Source organism: Bacillus sp. JST-5, from assembly GCF_057747715.1.
In genome coordinates, this window is sequence record NZ_JBYLHW010000055.1 from 1 (window position 1) to 17,047 (window position 17,047).

Sequence of the window (17,047 nt, forward strand, 5' to 3'; positions counted from 1 at the left end):
TATTGGTCTCCATAAAATGAAAATACCACAGCTTAAATGACTGTGGTAGACCCAAATTTTTATACTTTCTTATCTTTATAAAAAACCTGTTGAAAGTTCACCAACAGGCTTAATTTCTATAGGTTAAATATCTTTCATACCAAGTATCAATAAAATCAGGTGCAAATGGACCTTTTCGCTGTCTTATCCAACGAATAAGCTTGTCCACATTGGATTTTAATATTTGGTCAATGACTTCTGGATAATTCATCAATTTCCGATGTTCTTCATATTCATCCTCATCTAAAAGGTGGAAAGTCATATCTGGAAATACTTTAATATCTAAATCATAATCTATATATTTTAATGCTTCGTCGTCTACGACAAAAGGCGAACTTAAATTACAGTAATAATATATCCCATCTTCGCGAATCATCCCGATAATATTAAACCAGTGCTGAGAATGGAAATAACAAATTGCAGGTTCACGAGTGATCCATGTTCTTCCGTCAGATTCCGTTACAATTGTTCGATCGTTTCCGCCAATGACTAGACTTTTGCTGCCTTTTAAAACCGTTGTTTCCTCCCAAACACGGTGAATTCGTCCATTATGCTTATAACTATGTATTTGTATCTTTTCTCCCTCAATGGGAACACCCATAATATCCCTACTTTCTAACTTTCCCGATTCCATAAAAATGATAAAAAATTTCCCCTTATTCTTCTTATTATAACGGTAATGAAATAAATTTAAAACAAAAGTAGCATGAATTTCAAGGGAATAAACGACTGAATTCCAACTTTCCATTACTATTGTTAAAAAATAAAAAAAGACGCTCCGTTTTAATAGAGCGTCTAAATGTAGTTTTTATCTATTAAGAATTTTGTTGCTTACGAGATTCGGCTTTTTGATTTTGTTGTTTTACATGTTGTGCGTCTGTCTCACTAGCGAACTCAGTTCCGTATTGGTTTTGTCCGCCTTGTGCAGACTGAGCGTTTTGTTGTTTTACACGTTGTACATCAGTATTAGAGTTAGGTTGTTTGTTGTTAGCCATGATTTTCACCTCCACGCTCTTAATGTACCCATCGTGGAGGAAACTATCCAAAAAAAAATAAGTAATCTTTTTCCATTTAAACTAATAAAGACCTGCCGCCATCTACAATGATGGTTTGTCCTCTAATCATAGAAGATGCATCAGAAATTAAAAACATAATTGCATTTACCATATCGTCAATTTCAACCATTCTTCCTGCAGGAGTATTTTTCTTGGCATCTTCCAAAAGTTCTTCGCGGTTTGGAAAATGCTTTAATGCTTCTGTATCAATGGCACCGCCAGAAACTGCATTTACGACAATATTTTTTGGAGCCAATTCCACCGCTAAATATCTCGTTAAAGCTTCGACTGCTGCTTTAGAAACCCCTACAGTCGTGTAATTTTCTAAATAGCGGATCGACCCTAGAGAACTAATACTTACAATTTTTCCTCCGCCGTTTTTTTCCATACGTTTTGCCGCTTCCTGTGCACAGAATAATAATGCCTTACTATTAATATTCATCGTCCAATTCCAATGGCTTTCTTCCAGTTCCATAATAGGACGTAATACTCCAGATGCTGCATTATTCACTAAAACGTCTAAACGGTCAAAATGCTCATCGATTTGTTGGAACATTTCTTTTATTTTTTCTACATCCCCGACATTTGCTTTTATTGTGAGAGCTTTTCTTCCTAATGCTTCTACTTCTTTCGCCACTTCCTCAGCTTTTGAACGGCTTCTTGCGTAATTTATAATAACATCATATCCTTCTTTTGCTAGGCGAATGGCTGTTGCTCGACCGATTCCTCTTGAGCTTCCGGTAACTAAAGCTACTTTATTATTCATTTAAATCTTTCCTTTCTATGTATTGCTAAACAATATTTTACGTTTAAAAAGAATATAGGACAACTATTGCGGGAAAATAGGATTACTATGATAAATAAAAGGAGTTAATAATCATGTATGTTGGTCGAGATATAGAAGAACTTACAATGATACCTAAAAATGAGTGGAAATATGACGAATTAGCTTATTTCCATAAGACCTTTCAGCAAACGTTGCCATATTTAAATGCTGAAGGACAATCATTATATCGTGAAATCATTGAAGAAATTATTCGAAGAGACGGCTTTCAAAAGAAGGAAGCTACTTATACAAGTGGAACAAAAATATCATACGATTAAATATAATTATAAAAAATTCACCGCGGCTACCAATCACCGCGGTTTTTTAATCGCAATAGAAAATCTTTATATTGTTGAATAATTTTTTGATGACTTACTGGAAAAGCATAGTCATCTAGTTCCTTCAAAGACACTAACTTCATCTTACTTGAATCAACAACTTTTCCGTCTATCATTCCAATAAAAACATGAATATTCCATTTTAAATGGGAAAAAACATGTTCAATATTTGTTAGAAAATCATTAATTTTTACTTTGATTCCATGCTTATTCCACATATCTGTTTCAAACGAAGTTAAAATATTTTCTTCTTTTGGCGATGGTTCATTTGGAAACTCCCAAAGCTTTGCCAATAATCCTTCATCCGGTCGCTTCCGAATTAAAACTTTTCCATCTTCACTTATTAATACGGCTGCCGTTAACTGAACCTCTTTTGTTGATTTTGTTTTCGTTTTTACTGGAAGCTCTGTTTGTTTTCCAAATTCAAACGCCCGGCAATGTTCTCGTACTGGACAAAGTAGACATGAAGGTGAGGTAGGTGTGCAAACTATCGCCCCTAGTTCCATTAATCCTTGATTAAAACTAGAAGGGTCTTCTTTAGAAATCATTTCGTATATGATATTTTCAAACCGTTTTCTCGTTTTTTGTTTGGAAATATCATCTTCTATATTTAAAATTCGAGATAACACTCTCATCACATTTCCGTCAACAGCTGGTTCTGGAACGCCATATGCAATACTTAATATAGCTCCTGCCGTATAAGGTCCTACACCTTTTAATTGGCTTAATTCTTTTTTTGTTGAAGGAACTTTTCCTTCGTACTTTTCATGAACTTCCCTTACAGCTGTTTGTAAATTTCTAGCTCTTGAGTAGTACCCTAATCCTTCCCAAGCTTTTAAGACTTGTTCTTCCTCTGCTTCGGCTAAATCTTTAATGGTCGGGAAATTTTCAATAAAACGTTGAAAATAAGGAATAACGGTATCTACTCTTGTTTGCTGAAGCATAATTTCTGAAACCCATATTTTATATGGATCTTTATCCTTTCTCCACGGCAAATTCCTTTGTTCCTTTTTAAACCATTCAATTAAATCTTCTTGGAATTTCTCTATATTAAAATCGTTTAGTACAGTATCTACACTGGTTGCCACTTAAAATCCTCCGATTCAAAATTCCTATTTAATCGCAAAAATTCGCATATTCTCAACTCCGCCTTTTATTAACGGATCTAGCTGACCAAATATTTCATGATCTTTTGATGTTCGAAGTTTCTTTAAAGATAGATAATGTGATTCGGTTGGGACAATTAATTTTTCTACGTATGTTTCTCCTTCATAATGAAATAATTCATACTCTAATACATCATAATAGGAGAGAGAAGAAAAAATATGTGAAATTGTCTTGTGATATGTTGCAAAAAAATTTTCACATACTTCATATTGTAACATCATTACAAGTTTTTGTTCCATGAAACATATCCCACACTTTCTTACTTTATTTAATGGAGGGTTGTCCTTTTGGATACTGGTACACACGTTGTCATGGGTATTACGTTAGGTGGACTTGCTATTTCAGACCCGGTTGTTGCCCAAAGTACAGAAACTGCACAATGTGTACTTCTTGCAACCGTCATTGGTTCTCAGGCACCAGATATCGATACCATTTTAAAAATGAAAAGCAATGCTTTGTATATACGAAATCATCGAGGAATTACACATTCTATTCCCGCAGTTATTCTTTGGCCATTGATCATTATCGCCGGCATATACCCGCTATTTCCTGATGCTAATCTTTTTCATTTATGGATTTGGACATTTTTTGCAGTTTTCCTTCATGTTTTTGTGGATATTTTTAATTCATATGGAACTCAAGCACTCCGACCATTTTCTAAAAAATGGATTGCCCTAGGTTGGATAAATACTTTTGACCCGATCATCTTTATTATTCATTCAGTTGGGATTGTAGGATGGCTATTTGGAGGTAACCCACTTAAAATTTTTCCATTGATTTATACAATATTATTTTTTTATTACATATTAAGATATTTAACGAAACAATCGATTTTTTATTCTGTTCAACGTATGCTTCCAGATGCAGAAAAAATTATCATCGCACCCACTATGTATTTTTTTCAATGGCGAATAGCTGTAAAAGGTAGGGAATATTTCTATGTAGCGAGAGCATATCGGCAGAAAATCGTTGTTTTAGATAAATTTAAAAGATACCCGATTCCTGATACGGAAGTGATGAAAGCGGCAAAAAAGGATGCGAATATTTCTGCTTTCCTTTCTTTTTCACCCATTTACCATTGGGAAGTTAAATACTTTAAGGGCGTAACAGAGGTTAAATTTATTGATTTACGCTATCGTATCAACGATCATTATCCGTTTGTAGCTATTGTTCATTTAGATGAGGAATTAAATATTATAAACTCTTACACCGGCTGGATTTTTGACACAAAGAAATTAAAGAGAAAATTAAATTCCATTCCAAATTAATAAGTGGTAGAATTCCCCTACCACTTTAATGTTCCGTTCTTTTAATTAAATGAGAATATTTTGGATTAGTTGCCGTAAACTCATGGAGACGGGATCCATATTGATCTATCCATTGCTTTACAATGCGTTCCGTCACTTTAGGACCTCGATACGTTCTTCCTGCTTTAGCATAGGTTGTCTCGAAATCTTCCCAAAGCAGCTCAACCCAAGTTCTTGCTTGATCTTCCGTTAAATTTTTATTTTTATTCATTAATTCTACTGTTAAACGGTCAAAATATTCTTTCATAACAGATCACCCCAATTCTTTCCATTCATCAATCATATTTGTTTGAAAATAATAGTATTAGGTCACTCACTAGGAGGGTAAGTACTATGAGAAATAAAAAACATAAATTTCCAAATATCAAAAATCGATTTGAAGGTGAACCAAGAGCGAAAGCAGAGTTCGCTTCAAAACGTGCTGATGGAACGATTAATACCCATCCTCAAGAACGAATGAGAGCTTCCACGAAACGTGAGGAATCTTAAATTAGAAACAAGCTATTCTAGGAAATTTGTTTTCTAATCATTCGGGATTGGCAAAAGCCAATCCCTGCATAAAAAACATTGTCGTTATCCATTAAAGAATTTTCACGAATTTTTTGCACGACCAAATTTACTCTTTTACTTACTTTGGCTTCTTTAACAATGAAATAGGGATACCTTCTTCTTTCCCGTTCCCGCCAAGTCGATAACCCCATGCAAAACGACCATTAATATAATCAATTTTAAAGTAAACACCCGGATCTCCATCGATTTCGTATATTTCCCCTTTTTTAAAATCATTCGGATCTAGTAAGTAAGCCTTCGCCATCATCGCTTTTCTTTCTAATACAGCATACTCATTAACCATACCCATTTGTTCTGCTTTTCTAGCCTTCTCCATTAAGGTGGCAATTTCTTCTTTCAACTCATGTTCCGTCATTTCACTATATCGTTTTTCATTTTTATTCATGTATAATTCACCTCTTTTATCCACTTTAAGTATAGACAAATGTTAGTGTAAAATAAAGAATTAGGATGGTGATAAATATGACAACACGTACAGTTTGTATTACTGGAGCCGGAAGTGGACTTGGTAAAGATATTGCATTACTTTTTGCCGACAAAGGCTACCGTATCGTATTAGTAGGAAGAAATGAACAAAAAATAAAAGATGTGAAAGAACTAATTGAAAAGAAAGGTGGACAAGCTTTCCATTATTCTTTTGATATTCGAAGTGAAAGTGATGTCCAAACAAACGTAAAAAAGATATTAGAAACAACAAATGTGCAAATTTTAGTTAATAATGCTGGAATAGGACATTTTGGTACCATTTTAGAATTAACTAGTGAGCAAATTAATGAGATGATGGACACCAATGTTTATGGAACAATCAACATGACACGTGCTTTTTTACCGCATTTATTAGAACAACCTAACAGTTCCATCATCAATATTATTTCTACCGCCGGTTTAAGAGGTAAAGTGAAAGAAACGGCTTATTGCGCTTCTAAATTTGCGGTAAGAGGTTTCACAGAAGCACTTCAAAAAGAATTAGATGGAAAAGTAAATGTTGTCGCAGCATATATGGGCGGTATGAATACTCCTTTTTGGGATAATAGTGAATTTGTTAAAGTTCCAAGTATTTTACCAAATTCATATGGTGTTGCAAAAGAAATTGTTGATCGCTTTGAAAAAGAACAAGAAATCATTATTGAGACATAATCATTCTTTATTTGCGATGAATGCTTCTATTAAATCTATATCAAAACCTTTTCGATACAAGAATTGTTTCACTTTCATTGTCCGTTCAAAAGGAGGAAGGGCTGAATATTTTTTCCATGCCTTTTCTCCTTGAATTTTTATAGCACTCTCTTCCAGTTCATCGAATTCAGTAAAATCAATTTTGTTCATCGCTTCTTCAATAATAGGAATATCAAAACCTTTTCTTAGTAACATTTGTTTGAGGTTATTAATTAATTGTTTTTGCGAAACTCCTTTTTTGATTCCCTTCTTTTCGGCCAGCTTTTTTGCGACCTCGACTTGTTTTTCATAATCAAATAATTTAAGTGCCTCATAAATAAGATTTTCTTGTACTCCCTTTGACTTTAACCATTGATAAATAACTTTTGGCCCTTTATCTTGGGTATTTATTTGTGTTTGAACATATGATTTTGCAAATTGCAAATCATCAACGTATCCAAGACTCTTCAATTTATGTATAGCTTCTTGAATCGTTGGAATCGTAAATCCTTTTTCTTTTAAAAATGTAAACACTTCGAATTCTGATCGCATACGAAACGATAAATATTGATAGGAAGCAGTTACAGCTTTTTCAATATCTTCATGATATAAAATTTCTTCAATTTCAAATGGAGTTAACTCTTTACCCTTTTTTAGTCCGTATTTAATTAAAATATTTTCAGTTACACTAAATGCATATTCATCCTTTTCCCCATTAGCCATGTAAATGTTATAACGTTCTGGATTGTTTTTTTGGACGGATATTTTACTAATTTTTTTCATTCCAAACACCTCAATTTCAATGTACCAAAAAAATGAAAGGATTCATATTTCATTGCATAGATAGTGGCAATATTTTAGCTAGCGGAATAAATTACCATTCCATGGTTAAACTATGGATGAATAGATTTTTTGAAAGGATGATTATCGTGGGAGAAAAGAAGAAACGTGATAAAACAAAAAAAACGTTGTCTAGTGCACAAGAAGTTACATATCAACGTGAGTTTAAATTAGCTGATATTGCCGGTGGTTATGTTCAAAAACGTGAAAAACGATAAAAATTTCCTCACATGATTTATCAGTTTCTTTAGAAAGATATTAAATAAGGAGAACTTTTAGTTTTCTCTACTTTTCATTACGAAAGGGGACTTTTTAATGGGACGAGCAAAGAAGCAAAAATCTCGGGATAAAAATAAAGAAACATTACCTCAAGTTCCTAAAAATATGAAATCAGATGGAATCGATGAGGAGTTCTCAGCAGAGTTAGCCGATCAAGCTGATTTAGAAGCACAAGCTCGTGCCGAAGCTGCTAATCAACGAGTAAAGAAAAGAAAGAAAAAATAATGAAGTGTCGGGCTGCTTAAAGCGGCCTTTTTATTTATCCATCCATTTTCCATTCTTAAATAAAATGTTGTTTACATAAAGAATTATATCTATACATAAAAGAGGGAGAATGCTCTTCTCCCTCTTTTAATACTTAATTTGCTTCTGCCCCTCTATGATGTGTTGTTTTTTCATTTCGATTAGCAAAATATTTTTTTATTGCATCTATCGCAAATCGGTCAGCACCAAAGTAGTATGCTGCAGTACCAACGTATAATAATATGAATGCAACTGTTAATAAAATTGGATTTGTGCTAACAGTACCTGCTAATAAGAAGTTTAAGTTCATAAATGCTCCTGCTAATAGAGCCGGAATTGTTGCTAAACCGACAATTAATCCTAATCCAACTAATACCTCACCGTAAGGAATTAGTATATTAAATAGTTTCACATTTGGAATCGCAAAGTTTTCAACAAATGCCGCATACCAAGGTTGGACTGCTGGATTCTCCCCTGCCGCTTTTGCTAAAGTTCCTTGTAAAAATCCGCTAGCATCGAATCCACCTGTTACTTTATGAATTCCCGCTTCAAACCATTGAATTCCTAACCAAATTCTCATAACTGTCCAAATAACTGCTGCTTGTGGTGTTTGATACCATTTCATTTTAAATTCCCCCTATTATATAATTTGTGAAATTCTTCACATAAACTTGTAAAAAAATATTTTTATCATTAGTAGCTCTATCTATTCATATTGTGAAGTATTTCACATTCTTTTTACATCTTTAATATATACCATATTTTATATAATTTCAATATCGTTCACATGATTGTCAATTTATAAATTCATTTGTGGATATTGTTATTATTGTGGATATGTCTGTTGAAAGCTAGTATATAAAGATTATTTATTCACAAAGCAAATTGCATCATTTTTGTGGATTAAGTGGATAATTTGAAGAATGTTAAGAATATCAATGTGAATTTTGTGGACAAAAATGTGGATATTGTTGAAATAAATATATCCGCTTTATTTATGTTAAACCTTAGTACAAAAAAAACAGTCCATATTTGGACTGCTCTCAAAATGTTTTGGCCAAAGATTCTCAACTCAAATAATTTGATGGGAAATCTCAATTAAGAAGCTTCTTCTTTTTTATCAAGGTTATATCCATTTTCCCAATATTCAGCGTTATTAACACCCATCTCTTTAGAGTTATAAACAGGATCTAAACCTTGTTTTTTCTGTTTCTCATAATCTTTTAAGGCAGCTAATGCTGGTTTCATTAAGATAAGAATTGCAATTAAGTTGAGCCAAACCATTAATCCAAGACCAACATCACCTAAGCCCCAAACTAAGTCTGATCCTTTTACTAATGTTCCAAATAGTACAGAACCTAGTAAAACTAATTTCAATACGTTCATTACAACCTTTGTATTTTTTCCACGGGCCAAAAAGGCAATATTTGTTTCCGCAATATAGTAGTAAGCAATGATAGTAGTAAATGCAAAGAAGAATAAAGCAATACCAACAAATCCTGCACCAAAGCCTGGGAATACTGTTTCAATTGCCTGCTGAGTATATTCTGGTCCTACTTTGACATTAGAACTAATATTCTCTTGGAGCAATGTTTGCTGATCTGCTTCATAAACATTATACATACCTGTAAATAAAATCATAAATGCGGTTGCAGAACATACAAGTAATGTATCAATATAAACAGACATTGCTTGTACTAAACCTTGTTTTACTGGGTGAGAAACCTCTGCTGCTGCAGCATGGTGAGGTCCCGTACCTTGTCCAGCTTCGTTAGAGTAGATTCCACGTTTTACTCCCCAAGAAATAGCTGCACCTAAAATACCACCAAATGTTGCGTCAGCACCGAAAGCACTAGAAAAAATTAATTTAATAACTCCAGGTATTTCAGTAATGTTTAACGCAATGATAATCAGTGCCATTAAAATATAACCAAGTGCCATAAAAGGAACAATAACTTGTGCTGCATTGGCAATACGCTTTACTCCACCAATGATTATAAGCCCTACTAAAACAATTAAAATAACTCCTGTAATACCAGTATTAAGACCAAATGCGTTATTTAATCCTTCTGCAATTGCATTTGCCTGAATACCCGGCATTAATAAACTCATAGCTAATACGGCTGCAATCGCAAATAGAACTGCAAACCATCTAATTCCCATTCCTTTTTCAATGAAATAAGCAGGTCCACCACGATATTGACCATCTTGTCTTACTTTATAAATTTGTGCAAGAGTAGACTCTACAAATGCACTAGCAGCTCCAATAAAAGCAATTAGCCACATCCAAAATACCGCACCAGGTCCACCGTATGCAATCGCTGTAGCAGTACCTGCGATATTACCTGTACCAACCCGGTTAGCTAAAGCTAAGTTTAATGCTTGGAAAGAAGATACCCCTTCATTTGATTTATCTCCTGCAAACATTTGCTTTACAGCATCCTTAATGAAACGAATTTGAACAAATTTTGTTAAAATAGAAAATAGTAATCCTACCCCTAGACAGAAGTAAATCATTACGTTGCTCCACAGAATGCTGTTCAGCCATGATACTGCATCATTTAAATATGCCAAAAGAACCCCCCCTTTTCGCCTATTTTCTGAATCTTTGACCTATTAAGAATTATAAATTAAACACAATGACAATACAATGTTATCTTTTTGATAGCAAAAAATTTTATTCTTTTCCTTAAATTTACAAATAAAAAAATACTACCACTTTTATGGTAGTATTCAAAATTATTTTATTTTTCCTATTTTCAGTTCTTTTGATTCTTTATACAATGCTTTAATTAAAGATATTGTCATTAAACCCATAATTATAGAAAACGGTAAAGCAGTCACTATCATTGTATTTTGTAAAGCCTGTAAACCACCTGTATATAATAGTGCAATAGAAATAATGGATAACATAACTCCCCATATTATTTTTATTCTATTTCCAGGGTTTAACGATCCGTTTGTTGTCATCATTCCTAAAACAAAAGTCCCTGAGTCTGCCGATGTAATAAAAAATATACTAATTAGTAAAATAGCAATGATAGATAGAATTTCACCAAACGGATAATTTCCAAAGACAGCAAATAAAACCGCTTCAGTGACTAAATTTGATAAAACCGCTTCATTGTTATGCTCCAACATTATCGCGCTTCCTCCAAAAGTTGAAAACCATATAAATCCGATTAATGTAGGAACTAATAACACCCCAAAAACAAATTCCCGAATAGTTCTCCCTTTAGAAACACGTGCTATAAAAATTCCAACAAATGGCGCCCAAGAAATCCACCATGCCCAATAGAAAATGGTCCATGCATGAATCCAATTTCGAATTTCCTCATTTAATGGAGCAATTCGAAAACTCATCCTAGGTAAGTTTTGTATATAGAGTCCGATTGTTTCAGTGAATAGATTTAATATTAAAATAGTTGGTCCTAATATAAGCATTCCAAGCAATAAAACAGCAGCAAGCACCATATTCGCATTACTTAGTATTTTGATGCCCTTCTCTAAACCAGTCAGAGCTGAAATCAAAAATAATACTGTTACAATAACAATAATGATAAATTGAATAAGGATTCCCGATGGGACATCATACAAAAAAGACAATCCACCATTAATTTGAACGGCACCAAATCCTAACGTAGTGGCAATGCCAATAACAGTTGCAATGACAGCTATCACATCAATCAATTTCCCTAAAAACCCTTTTACCTTCTCACCAAAAAGAGGTTTTAATGTAGAACTAATGAGTGCCGGTTGTTCGTGACGAAAATTAAAATAAGCGAGCACTAATGCGACAATTCCGTAAATGGCCCAAGCATGAATTCCCCAATGAAAATAAGTATAACGCAGACTATCTTTTATCGCTTGATCAGTTCCAGGATCAACATTTGTAGGAGTACTAATGGCATAGTGACTTAAAGGTTCAGCAGCACCCCAAAACACTAATCCAATCCCCATTCCTGCGCTAAATAACATAGCCAACCAAGAAGGACGGGAAAATTGGGGCTTGTCTTCTTGTTTTCCAAGCTTTATTCGCCCAATTGGGCTAATGAGAAAATATAAACAAACGATGACAAAAAACGTTACTAAAATTAAATAGTACCATCCTAAAGTAGAAGTAATAATTGTTTGAATTTGAGCCATCATTTTTTCAATGTTATCTGGCATCATTATTGCAAGAATTACTAATGCCAACAATATAGCGATTGAAATGAAAAAAACAATTCGATTTTTTTTCATTCGAACTCTCCTTTGTATCGCCTTACGTAGTCCCCATTATTTTTTGTTACCAGCAAAAAAATTATCCTCTAATTAAACGTCGAATAAAATCTCGGATTAGAAAAATTCTTTTTTCATATATAAGACATTCAAAACTAAGGGATTAAAGGTTTCATGACAAAAATTCAAGTGAAAACTCGTTTTCTCATTGATGTCGTTGAACAGAAAAAATGTAATCTAGGATGAATTTGGCTAATTGAAAAATAAAAAGACATGCAACTTAGACTTCAATCATTCATTAATAAGGGAGCTTACTCTATTAAAGAGTGCATATTTTTTGCCATATTATCATTAGTTACCGAATAAACATTAACTTGAGACAAACCGGAAGGAGAGAAATAATTAAATGATTTGTCCAAGTTGTAATAAAATGAACAAAGTAGATGCCACTTTTTGCCCATATTGTGGACATTGGTTTCGTCAAAGTGTTGATACTAATTTAGAAAGTCAACAAATTTCATCAGACGTACTTTCTCGCGTCCAATTTTATAAACAGAAAACAGATGCTTCCTTAAGTTTAAAAATAAAAAAGAATTTCTTTAATTATTTAGACTTTGTCATCCAATCGTTGAAAGCACCGACTTCATTCTCTCGAAAAATAGGTTCTGAACATTCAATGAACGGCTATATAACAATCGTTTTTACATCGATTTTTTATGCATTGGGGGTCAGTCTACTAACTAAAAGAATCAATCAAATGAGCCCATTTGATTATTCCAACTCTTTTAGTTTTGTAAAAACATTTTTTCCTTCTTTTTTCTATATATTGATTTGGAATTTAGGAGCAATCATGATTATTTATATTCTTTTAACGAAATGGTTAAAAATTTCGGTTAAGTTTGCTGATATAGTAGGTCGTTACGGGGGAGTATCGGTAATTCTTTTATTTTATTTAATCATTGGGTGCGTACTATCATCTTTTTTTGTTGGGAGAATTTATTCATTTTATTTAAATTTCCTAACTATTATCCAATTTTTTGTTATATTTGTTACAGTTTCTTCCTATCGATTGGACGATCGAAAAAAAGAGCCATTATATATCACACTTATGACCACAGCAATTTTAATTTTTATTAATTCTTTGTTTCTAGAAAATTTATCTAAATATATGTTTGTGAATATTTTTTCTTAATCCACAACCTAAATAAATTAAGAGCTCTCCTTTCATTGAGAGCTCTCATATTATTAATGAAAATCGACATCAATTTTCTTTTTATTTTCATTAATGGCTTTTGGCATTCGGATTTCTAACACTCCATTTTTGTAAGACGCTTTTACTCCTTCATGGCTGACATTGGCTGGAAGATGAATGCTTCGATGAAACCTTCCCACAAATCTTTCTTTTCGATGCATATGTTCTTCTTTTATCTCATTGGTACGATTAATGGTACCGCTAATAGTTAACATATTGTTTTCAATGTGTATATCTACATCTTCTTTCTTTTCAAGCCCTGGCAAATCACATGTAGCGACTACCTCGTTAGCTGTTTCATAAACATCTACCCTCAAATGTCCAAAAGTATTGTCATCCATTTGAAAAGGGAAATCAGAAAATAGACGATCTAAATCTTTTCTCATATGTGATAATTGTCGAAAAGGATCGTAAGGAATTAATGACATTTTCCTAGCCTCCTTACAAATTTTTTCTAAGTATATTTTTTCGACATCCTCGTTGATTATTCATAAAAGAATCGAATAATTTAAAAAAGGAAACGCAAAATGGAGTGCGTTTCCTTTCTTATAGGCTAGGAATTTCCCATTGAATTTCTTCTAACCCTAGTTCATTTAAAATTTTATTTGTTTTCGAAAACGGTTTACTACCAAAAAATCCGCGATGAGCTGACAATGGACTAGGATGGGGTGATTTTATTATATAGTGTTTGTTCGTATCAATGATTTGTTCTTTCGCTTGTGCATGACTTCCCCACAATATATAGATAATTGGATGTTCTTTTTTGTTTAATACTTCAATTACTTTATTCGTAAATATTTCCCAACCACGTCCTTTATGAGAGTTAGGTTGGCCTTGGCGAACTGTCAAAACCGTATTTAACATTAAAACACCTTGCTTTGCCCAATGAACAAGATGTCCATGATTCGGTAAAGAACACCCAATATCATTTTGCAATTCTATAAAAATATTTTTTAACGAAGGAGGCAACGGAACACCCGGTTTAACGGAAAAACTTAACCCATGAGCTTGATTTGGCCCATGATATGGGTCTTGTCCAAGAATGACAACCTTCACTTGATTAAATGGTGTGAAATGAAGAGCATTAAATATGTCATACATATCAGGGTATATGGTTTCTGTTTGATATTCATGGATTAAAAACTTTCTTAACGATAAATAATATGGTTTTACAAATTCTTCCTCCAATAAAGGTCCCCAATCGTTTTTCAAAATTTTATTTTTCATTATTTCTTCCAACCCTTTTTTGTATTTTCATTAATTGCATTTTTTCATTAAACAAACTTGGATAAGATAAAAAGCCTAAGAAAATGCTTGAAACTGCTGCCGTTGTCAAAAGTAAAAATAAGATTAACAACTGGAATTGCACGGCTTGAATCGGGCTTGCACCCGCTATGATTTGACCACTCATCATTCCCGGAAGTTGAACAAGTCCGATTGTTTTTTGACTTTCAATCGTCGGAATCATACTAGCTTTTATCGCCGTAATGAGTTGATGATGAATCGCTTGTTTCGGTGTTCCACCCAGCGTTAATATGAGTTCAACTTCCTCTTGACGTGCTTCTACCTCTGATAAAAATCGATTTAAAAACAATAAACATAAAACCATAGAATTACCAATAACCATACCGCTTATAGGGATAATATATTGTGCGGTTGCAGGTGTGATTTGAAACCCTAGTAAAATTCCTTGAGTTAAAGCTTCTATTAAGATAAATGTAACGGTAACCTTCCAAATAATCCCTTTAATCGCCGCACCTTTTTTCCAAACATTTTGTACAGCTGCACCAATCATAACAGCTATCATAAGTAAAACATAAACTATCTGTTCTGATTGAAAAACAAATTGTAAAATATATCCGACAATCAACAATTGAATGATCGAACGCACGACAGCAATAACAACATCTTTTTCCAATCCAAGATTGAAAGTTTTAGACAAAAATAAAGGAAATAAAACAAAAATGAGAGAAATGGCAAGAGCTGTGTAACTCATGATAGCTCCCCCTTTACAAATTGCTGTACTCGTTCATTTTTTGGATGATTTAAAAGACTACTTTCCCCCGTTTCGACTAATTCGCCATTCATCATCACCCAAGTATAGTTACCAATCTCTAAAGCTTGTCTTAAATTATGAGTAATCCATACAATCGTAACACCATAATGTTGATTAATTTTCACAATTAAATCTTCTATTTCTTTTTGTGAAACAGGATCAAGTGAAGAAGTAATTTCGTCTAAAAGTAAGATTTCTGGACGGTTAACTAAAGTTCTAGCAATAGACACTTTTTGACGTTGACCACCGGAGAGGTCCTTCACATGCTTATTCATCATCTGTTTATTTAGTCCCACTAGATCTAATAATTTTTCTGCTTCATTTAGATCAATTTTCTTTCCTTGTAATTTCAAAGGAAGATTCATATTGTCATAAACGGTTCCATTAATCATGGGGGCACTTTGCAATGCTAACCCGACATTTCTTCTTAATTCAATTGGATGGTATTGTTCAATTCTTTTATTGTTTATGTATATTTCTCCTGATTGAAAGGACAGTAATCCGTTACATAATTTTAAAAGGGTCGATTTCCCAGCTCCAGAAGGCCCGACAATGGTTGTAATAGTCCCTTCGTGAAATGACCCTGTAATATTTTTAAGAATATGTTCTTCTCCTGCATAATAATTTAATTTATGAACATGGATAGCTACATTTATACCCGATTGCATGCGATCACTTCCTTCATTTATCGAATTGCTTTCATTATAAATGAAACGAACATGATATTTAATAATGAAAAAGATTCGTTTAAATGGATTGGGAATTATTATCGAATCAAAATTCTATACGATTGTTTAGTTTTATTCCAATAAACATCATAAAATATTCCTTCGCAAATTTGGAAAACTAAGTAAAAAATATAAATAGGGAAGTGTTTCAATGGAAATTATCTATATTTTACTTGTTATTGGCTATTTTCTTTTATTAATATGGGGACTTTCATTGACTAAGAAAGAACCTATTTTCCAGTTATCCAACATTTACTTATTAGTTATCCTTGGATTAATTTATGACAATTTTATTATTGCGATTGGGAAATTTATTGAAGAGGAATCGTTTTTGAAAACATTAAGTTATGGAAGGTATTGGATGCACGCTTTATTTACTCCTACATTAATACTTTTTGCTTGGAATTCTCTTAAAAAAGGAGGATTCAAATTAGCGAAACAGACAGGTTGGAAAATAGCAGTATATATAATTACTATCGCAATCATTGTATATGAAATTTATTTAATTATCTATAAATTAAATTTAGAAAAGAAATGGGAAAACGGCTTATTAATCTTTGAAAATACAGGTAAGTCTGGATTACCAATTATGATGATTGCTGTCATTGGTTTCCTTGCATTTCTAGGGATTTACTTATGGAAAAAATTCCGTTTCCCTTGGTTATTTTTAGGAATTTTGATTTTAATTATTGGAAGTATTCTATCTATGAAATCCAAAAACATGGTGATAATGAATATTCTCGAATTTATACTTATGATTTCAATACTCCTTACTAGAAAGTTTCTAAAGGAAGAAGGATCTTAAAATCAGTACTTGTTTTCACTACTTTTCTTCCTTTTTTGTATTACCTTTTTTATAAAATAAAGCGATTTAACTAGAAATCGAGTAGGAGAGGGTGACTAACCCCCGACCTCTCACACCACCGTACGTACCGTTCGGTATACGGCGGTTCAATTAAGTATGACGTAGA

General features: G+C 33.0%; 23 protein-coding genes. 8 read left to right on the top strand and 15 right to left on the bottom strand.

Features of this window, described 5'->3' with window-relative positions:
* Nucleotides 1–109: 109 nt before the first annotated feature.
* The 3 genes from ntdP to fabL form a co-directional block, all read right to left on the bottom strand.
* Nucleotides 110–640 (bottom strand): nucleoside tri-diphosphate phosphatase, encoded by a 531-nt coding sequence (ntdP, locus tag AC3ASS_RS10830; RefSeq protein WP_488283543.1) that lies wholly within the window; start codon nucleotides 638–640, stop codon nucleotides 110–112.
* A 214-nt stretch (nucleotides 641–854) separates the two neighbouring features.
* On the bottom strand, nucleotides 855–1,034 hold the full coding sequence (locus tag AC3ASS_RS10835; RefSeq protein ID WP_488283544.1) for a gamma-type small acid-soluble spore protein: 180 nt from the start codon (nucleotides 1,032–1,034) through the stop codon (nucleotides 855–857).
* A 76-nt stretch (nucleotides 1,035–1,110) separates the two neighbouring features.
* Nucleotides 1,111–1,860: an enoyl-[acyl-carrier-protein] reductase FabL gene (fabL, locus tag AC3ASS_RS10840; protein ID WP_488283545.1), complete on the bottom strand. Its 750-nt coding sequence runs from the start codon at nucleotides 1,858–1,860 to the stop codon at nucleotides 1,111–1,113.
* Between the two features lie 113 nt (nucleotides 1,861–1,973).
* On the opposite strand from fabL, the gene AC3ASS_RS10845 reads away from it, so the two are divergent.
* Nucleotides 1,974–2,198, top strand: a complete 225-nt coding sequence (locus tag AC3ASS_RS10845) for a cytosolic protein (protein WP_488283546.1) — start codon at nucleotides 1,974–1,976, stop codon at nucleotides 2,196–2,198.
* A gap of 26 nt (nucleotides 2,199–2,224) precedes the next feature.
* Here AC3ASS_RS10845 and mutY read toward each other — a convergent pair whose 3' ends face one another.
* Both mutY and AC3ASS_RS10855 read right to left on the bottom strand, forming a co-directional pair.
* On the bottom strand, nucleotides 2,225–3,346 hold the full coding sequence (gene mutY, locus AC3ASS_RS10850; RefSeq protein ID WP_488283547.1) for an A/G-specific adenine glycosylase: 1,122 nt from the start codon (nucleotides 3,344–3,346) through the stop codon (nucleotides 2,225–2,227).
* Between the two features lie 24 nt (nucleotides 3,347–3,370).
* The gene (locus AC3ASS_RS10855) at nucleotides 3,371–3,664 is read right to left on the bottom strand and encodes a hypothetical protein (protein WP_488283548.1); all 294 of its coding nucleotides are present in this window, start codon (nucleotides 3,662–3,664) and stop codon (nucleotides 3,371–3,373) included.
* A gap of 48 nt (nucleotides 3,665–3,712) precedes the next feature.
* Between AC3ASS_RS10855 and AC3ASS_RS10860 the strand changes: the two genes are divergently transcribed.
* On the top strand, nucleotides 3,713–4,693 hold the full coding sequence (locus AC3ASS_RS10860) for a metal-dependent hydrolase (RefSeq protein ID WP_488283549.1): 981 nt from the start codon (nucleotides 3,713–3,715) through the stop codon (nucleotides 4,691–4,693).
* Between the two features lie 25 nt (nucleotides 4,694–4,718).
* On the opposite strand, the gene AC3ASS_RS10865 is transcribed toward AC3ASS_RS10860, so the two are convergent.
* On the bottom strand, nucleotides 4,719–4,979 hold the full coding sequence (locus tag AC3ASS_RS10865; protein WP_488283550.1) for a YfhJ family protein: 261 nt from the start codon (nucleotides 4,977–4,979) through the stop codon (nucleotides 4,719–4,721).
* An 86-nt stretch (nucleotides 4,980–5,065) separates the two neighbouring features.
* Between AC3ASS_RS10865 and AC3ASS_RS10870 the strand changes: the two genes are divergently transcribed.
* Nucleotides 5,066–5,221, top strand: a complete 156-nt coding sequence (locus tag AC3ASS_RS10870; RefSeq protein WP_488283551.1) for a small, acid-soluble spore protein K — start codon at nucleotides 5,066–5,068, stop codon at nucleotides 5,219–5,221.
* A gap of 139 nt (nucleotides 5,222–5,360) precedes the next feature.
* Here the strand turns inward: AC3ASS_RS10870 and AC3ASS_RS10875 are convergent, their stop codons facing one another.
* Complete coding sequence (locus AC3ASS_RS10875) at nucleotides 5,361–5,687, bottom strand: YfhH family protein (RefSeq protein WP_488283552.1); 327 nt, start codon at nucleotides 5,685–5,687, stop codon at nucleotides 5,361–5,363.
* A 77-nt stretch (nucleotides 5,688–5,764) separates the two neighbouring features.
* On the opposite strand from AC3ASS_RS10875, the gene AC3ASS_RS10880 reads away from it, so the two are divergent.
* Nucleotides 5,765–6,439: an SDR family NAD(P)-dependent oxidoreductase gene (locus AC3ASS_RS10880; RefSeq protein ID WP_488283553.1), complete on the top strand. Its 675-nt coding sequence runs from the start codon at nucleotides 5,765–5,767 to the stop codon at nucleotides 6,437–6,439.
* Here the strand turns inward: AC3ASS_RS10880 and recX are convergent, their stop codons facing one another.
* On the bottom strand, nucleotides 6,440–7,240 hold the full coding sequence (recX, locus tag AC3ASS_RS10885; RefSeq protein WP_488283554.1) for a recombination regulator RecX: 801 nt from the start codon (nucleotides 7,238–7,240) through the stop codon (nucleotides 6,440–6,442).
* 146 nt (nucleotides 7,241–7,386) lie between these two features.
* Between recX and AC3ASS_RS10890 the strand changes: the two genes are divergently transcribed.
* Complete coding sequence (locus tag AC3ASS_RS10890) at nucleotides 7,387–7,515, top strand: YfhE family protein (protein WP_488283555.1); 129 nt, start codon at nucleotides 7,387–7,389, stop codon at nucleotides 7,513–7,515.
* Between the two features lie 97 nt (nucleotides 7,516–7,612).
* Nucleotides 7,613–7,801: a YfhD family protein gene (locus AC3ASS_RS10895; RefSeq protein WP_488283556.1), complete on the top strand. Its 189-nt coding sequence runs from the start codon at nucleotides 7,613–7,615 to the stop codon at nucleotides 7,799–7,801.
* A gap of 133 nt (nucleotides 7,802–7,934) precedes the next feature.
* Here AC3ASS_RS10895 and AC3ASS_RS10900 read toward each other — a convergent pair whose 3' ends face one another.
* The 3 genes from AC3ASS_RS10900 to AC3ASS_RS10910 all read right to left on the bottom strand — a co-directional run bounded on the left by AC3ASS_RS10900 (nucleotide 7,935) and on the right by AC3ASS_RS10910 (nucleotide 12,061).
* Nucleotides 7,935–8,444 (bottom strand): DoxX family protein, encoded by a 510-nt coding sequence (locus tag AC3ASS_RS10900; protein WP_488283557.1) that lies wholly within the window; start codon nucleotides 8,442–8,444, stop codon nucleotides 7,935–7,937.
* A gap of 473 nt (nucleotides 8,445–8,917) precedes the next feature.
* Nucleotides 8,918–10,393, bottom strand: a complete 1,476-nt coding sequence (locus AC3ASS_RS10905) for an alanine/glycine:cation symporter family protein (protein WP_488283558.1) — start codon at nucleotides 10,391–10,393, stop codon at nucleotides 8,918–8,920.
* 165 nt (nucleotides 10,394–10,558) lie between these two features.
* Complete coding sequence (locus AC3ASS_RS10910) at nucleotides 10,559–12,061, bottom strand: glycine betaine uptake BCCT transporter (protein ID WP_488283559.1); 1,503 nt, start codon at nucleotides 12,059–12,061, stop codon at nucleotides 10,559–10,561.
* A 409-nt stretch (nucleotides 12,062–12,470) separates the two neighbouring features.
* Here AC3ASS_RS10910 and AC3ASS_RS10915 point away from each other — a divergent pair, with 409 nt between their 5' ends.
* A complete protein-coding gene (locus AC3ASS_RS10915; RefSeq protein ID WP_488283560.1) occupies nucleotides 12,471–13,232 on the top strand; it encodes a hypothetical protein in 762 nt (253 codons plus the stop codon).
* A 53-nt stretch (nucleotides 13,233–13,285) separates the two neighbouring features.
* On the opposite strand, the gene AC3ASS_RS10920 is transcribed toward AC3ASS_RS10915, so the two are convergent.
* From AC3ASS_RS10920 to AC3ASS_RS10935, 4 genes are all read right to left on the bottom strand, one after another.
* Nucleotides 13,286–13,720: an Hsp20/alpha crystallin family protein gene (locus AC3ASS_RS10920; protein WP_488283561.1), complete on the bottom strand. Its 435-nt coding sequence runs from the start codon at nucleotides 13,718–13,720 to the stop codon at nucleotides 13,286–13,288.
* A gap of 118 nt (nucleotides 13,721–13,838) precedes the next feature.
* Nucleotides 13,839–14,519, bottom strand: a complete 681-nt coding sequence (locus AC3ASS_RS10925) for a uracil-DNA glycosylase (protein ID WP_488283562.1) — start codon at nucleotides 14,517–14,519, stop codon at nucleotides 13,839–13,841.
* Nucleotides 14,509–15,288 (bottom strand): ABC transporter permease, encoded by a 780-nt coding sequence (locus AC3ASS_RS10930; RefSeq protein ID WP_488283563.1) that lies wholly within the window; start codon nucleotides 15,286–15,288, stop codon nucleotides 14,509–14,511. Before AC3ASS_RS10930 ends, AC3ASS_RS10925 begins: the two co-directional genes overlap by 11 nt.
* Nucleotides 15,285–16,016, bottom strand: coding sequence for an ABC transporter ATP-binding protein (locus tag AC3ASS_RS10935; RefSeq protein WP_488283564.1), 732 nt, complete (start codon nucleotides 16,014–16,016; stop codon nucleotides 15,285–15,287). Before AC3ASS_RS10935 ends, AC3ASS_RS10930 begins: the two co-directional genes overlap by 4 nt.
* Before the next feature lie 211 nt (nucleotides 16,017–16,227).
* Between AC3ASS_RS10935 and AC3ASS_RS10940 the strand changes: the two genes are divergently transcribed.
* The gene (locus AC3ASS_RS10940; RefSeq protein ID WP_488283565.1) at nucleotides 16,228–16,881 is read left to right on the top strand and encodes a hypothetical protein; all 654 of its coding nucleotides are present in this window, start codon (nucleotides 16,228–16,230) and stop codon (nucleotides 16,879–16,881) included.
* The last annotated feature ends 166 nt before the right edge of the window (nucleotides 16,882–17,047 follow it).

What these genes read in the sequence shown, in the direction of transcription:
- ntdP (WP_488283543.1), bottom strand. Translation starts at nt 640, where the DNA reads ATGGGTGTTCCCATTGAGGGAGAAAAGATACAAATACATAGTTATAAG.
- AC3ASS_RS10835 (WP_488283544.1), bottom strand. Translation starts at nt 1,034, where the DNA reads ATGGCTAACAACAAACAACCTAACTCTAATACTGATGTACAACGTGTA.
- fabL (WP_488283545.1), bottom strand. Translation starts at nt 1,860, where the DNA reads ATGAATAATAAAGTAGCTTTAGTTACCGGAAGCTCAAGAGGAATCGGT.
- AC3ASS_RS10845 (WP_488283546.1), top strand. Translation starts at nt 1,974, where the DNA reads ATGTATGTTGGTCGAGATATAGAAGAACTTACAATGATACCTAAAAAT.
- AC3ASS_RS10855 (WP_488283548.1), bottom strand. Translation starts at nt 3,664, where the DNA reads ATGGAACAAAAACTTGTAATGATGTTACAATATGAAGTATGTGAAAAT.
- AC3ASS_RS10865 (WP_488283550.1), bottom strand. Translation starts at nt 4,979, where the DNA reads ATGAAAGAATATTTTGACCGTTTAACAGTAGAATTAATGAATAAAAAT.
- AC3ASS_RS10870 (WP_488283551.1), top strand. Translation starts at nt 5,066, where the DNA reads ATGAGAAATAAAAAACATAAATTTCCAAATATCAAAAATCGATTTGAA.
- AC3ASS_RS10875 (WP_488283552.1), bottom strand. Translation starts at nt 5,687, where the DNA reads ATGAATAAAAATGAAAAACGATATAGTGAAATGACGGAACATGAGTTG.
- AC3ASS_RS10880 (WP_488283553.1), top strand. Translation starts at nt 5,765, where the DNA reads ATGACAACACGTACAGTTTGTATTACTGGAGCCGGAAGTGGACTTGGT.
- recX (WP_488283554.1), bottom strand. Translation starts at nt 7,240, where the DNA reads ATGAAAAAAATTAGTAAAATATCCGTCCAAAAAAACAATCCAGAACGT.
- AC3ASS_RS10895 (WP_488283556.1), top strand. Translation starts at nt 7,613, where the DNA reads ATGGGACGAGCAAAGAAGCAAAAATCTCGGGATAAAAATAAAGAAACA.
- AC3ASS_RS10900 (WP_488283557.1), bottom strand. Translation starts at nt 8,444, where the DNA reads ATGAAATGGTATCAAACACCACAAGCAGCAGTTATTTGGACAGTTATG.
- AC3ASS_RS10910 (WP_488283559.1), bottom strand. Translation starts at nt 12,061, where the DNA reads ATGAAAAAAAATCGAATTGTTTTTTTCATTTCAATCGCTATATTGTTG.
- AC3ASS_RS10915 (WP_488283560.1), top strand. Translation starts at nt 12,471, where the DNA reads ATGAACAAAGTAGATGCCACTTTTTGCCCATATTGTGGACATTGGTTT.
- AC3ASS_RS10920 (WP_488283561.1), bottom strand. Translation starts at nt 13,720, where the DNA reads ATGTCATTAATTCCTTACGATCCTTTTCGACAATTATCACATATGAGA.
- AC3ASS_RS10925 (WP_488283562.1), bottom strand. Translation starts at nt 14,519, where the DNA reads ATGAAAAATAAAATTTTGAAAAACGATTGGGGACCTTTATTGGAGGAA.
- AC3ASS_RS10930 (WP_488283563.1), bottom strand. Translation starts at nt 15,288, where the DNA reads ATGAGTTACACAGCTCTTGCCATTTCTCTCATTTTTGTTTTATTTCCT.
- AC3ASS_RS10935 (WP_488283564.1), bottom strand. Translation starts at nt 16,016, where the DNA reads ATGCAATCGGGTATAAATGTAGCTATCCATGTTCATAAATTAAATTAT.
- AC3ASS_RS10940 (WP_488283565.1), top strand. Translation starts at nt 16,228, where the DNA reads ATGGAAATTATCTATATTTTACTTGTTATTGGCTATTTTCTTTTATTA.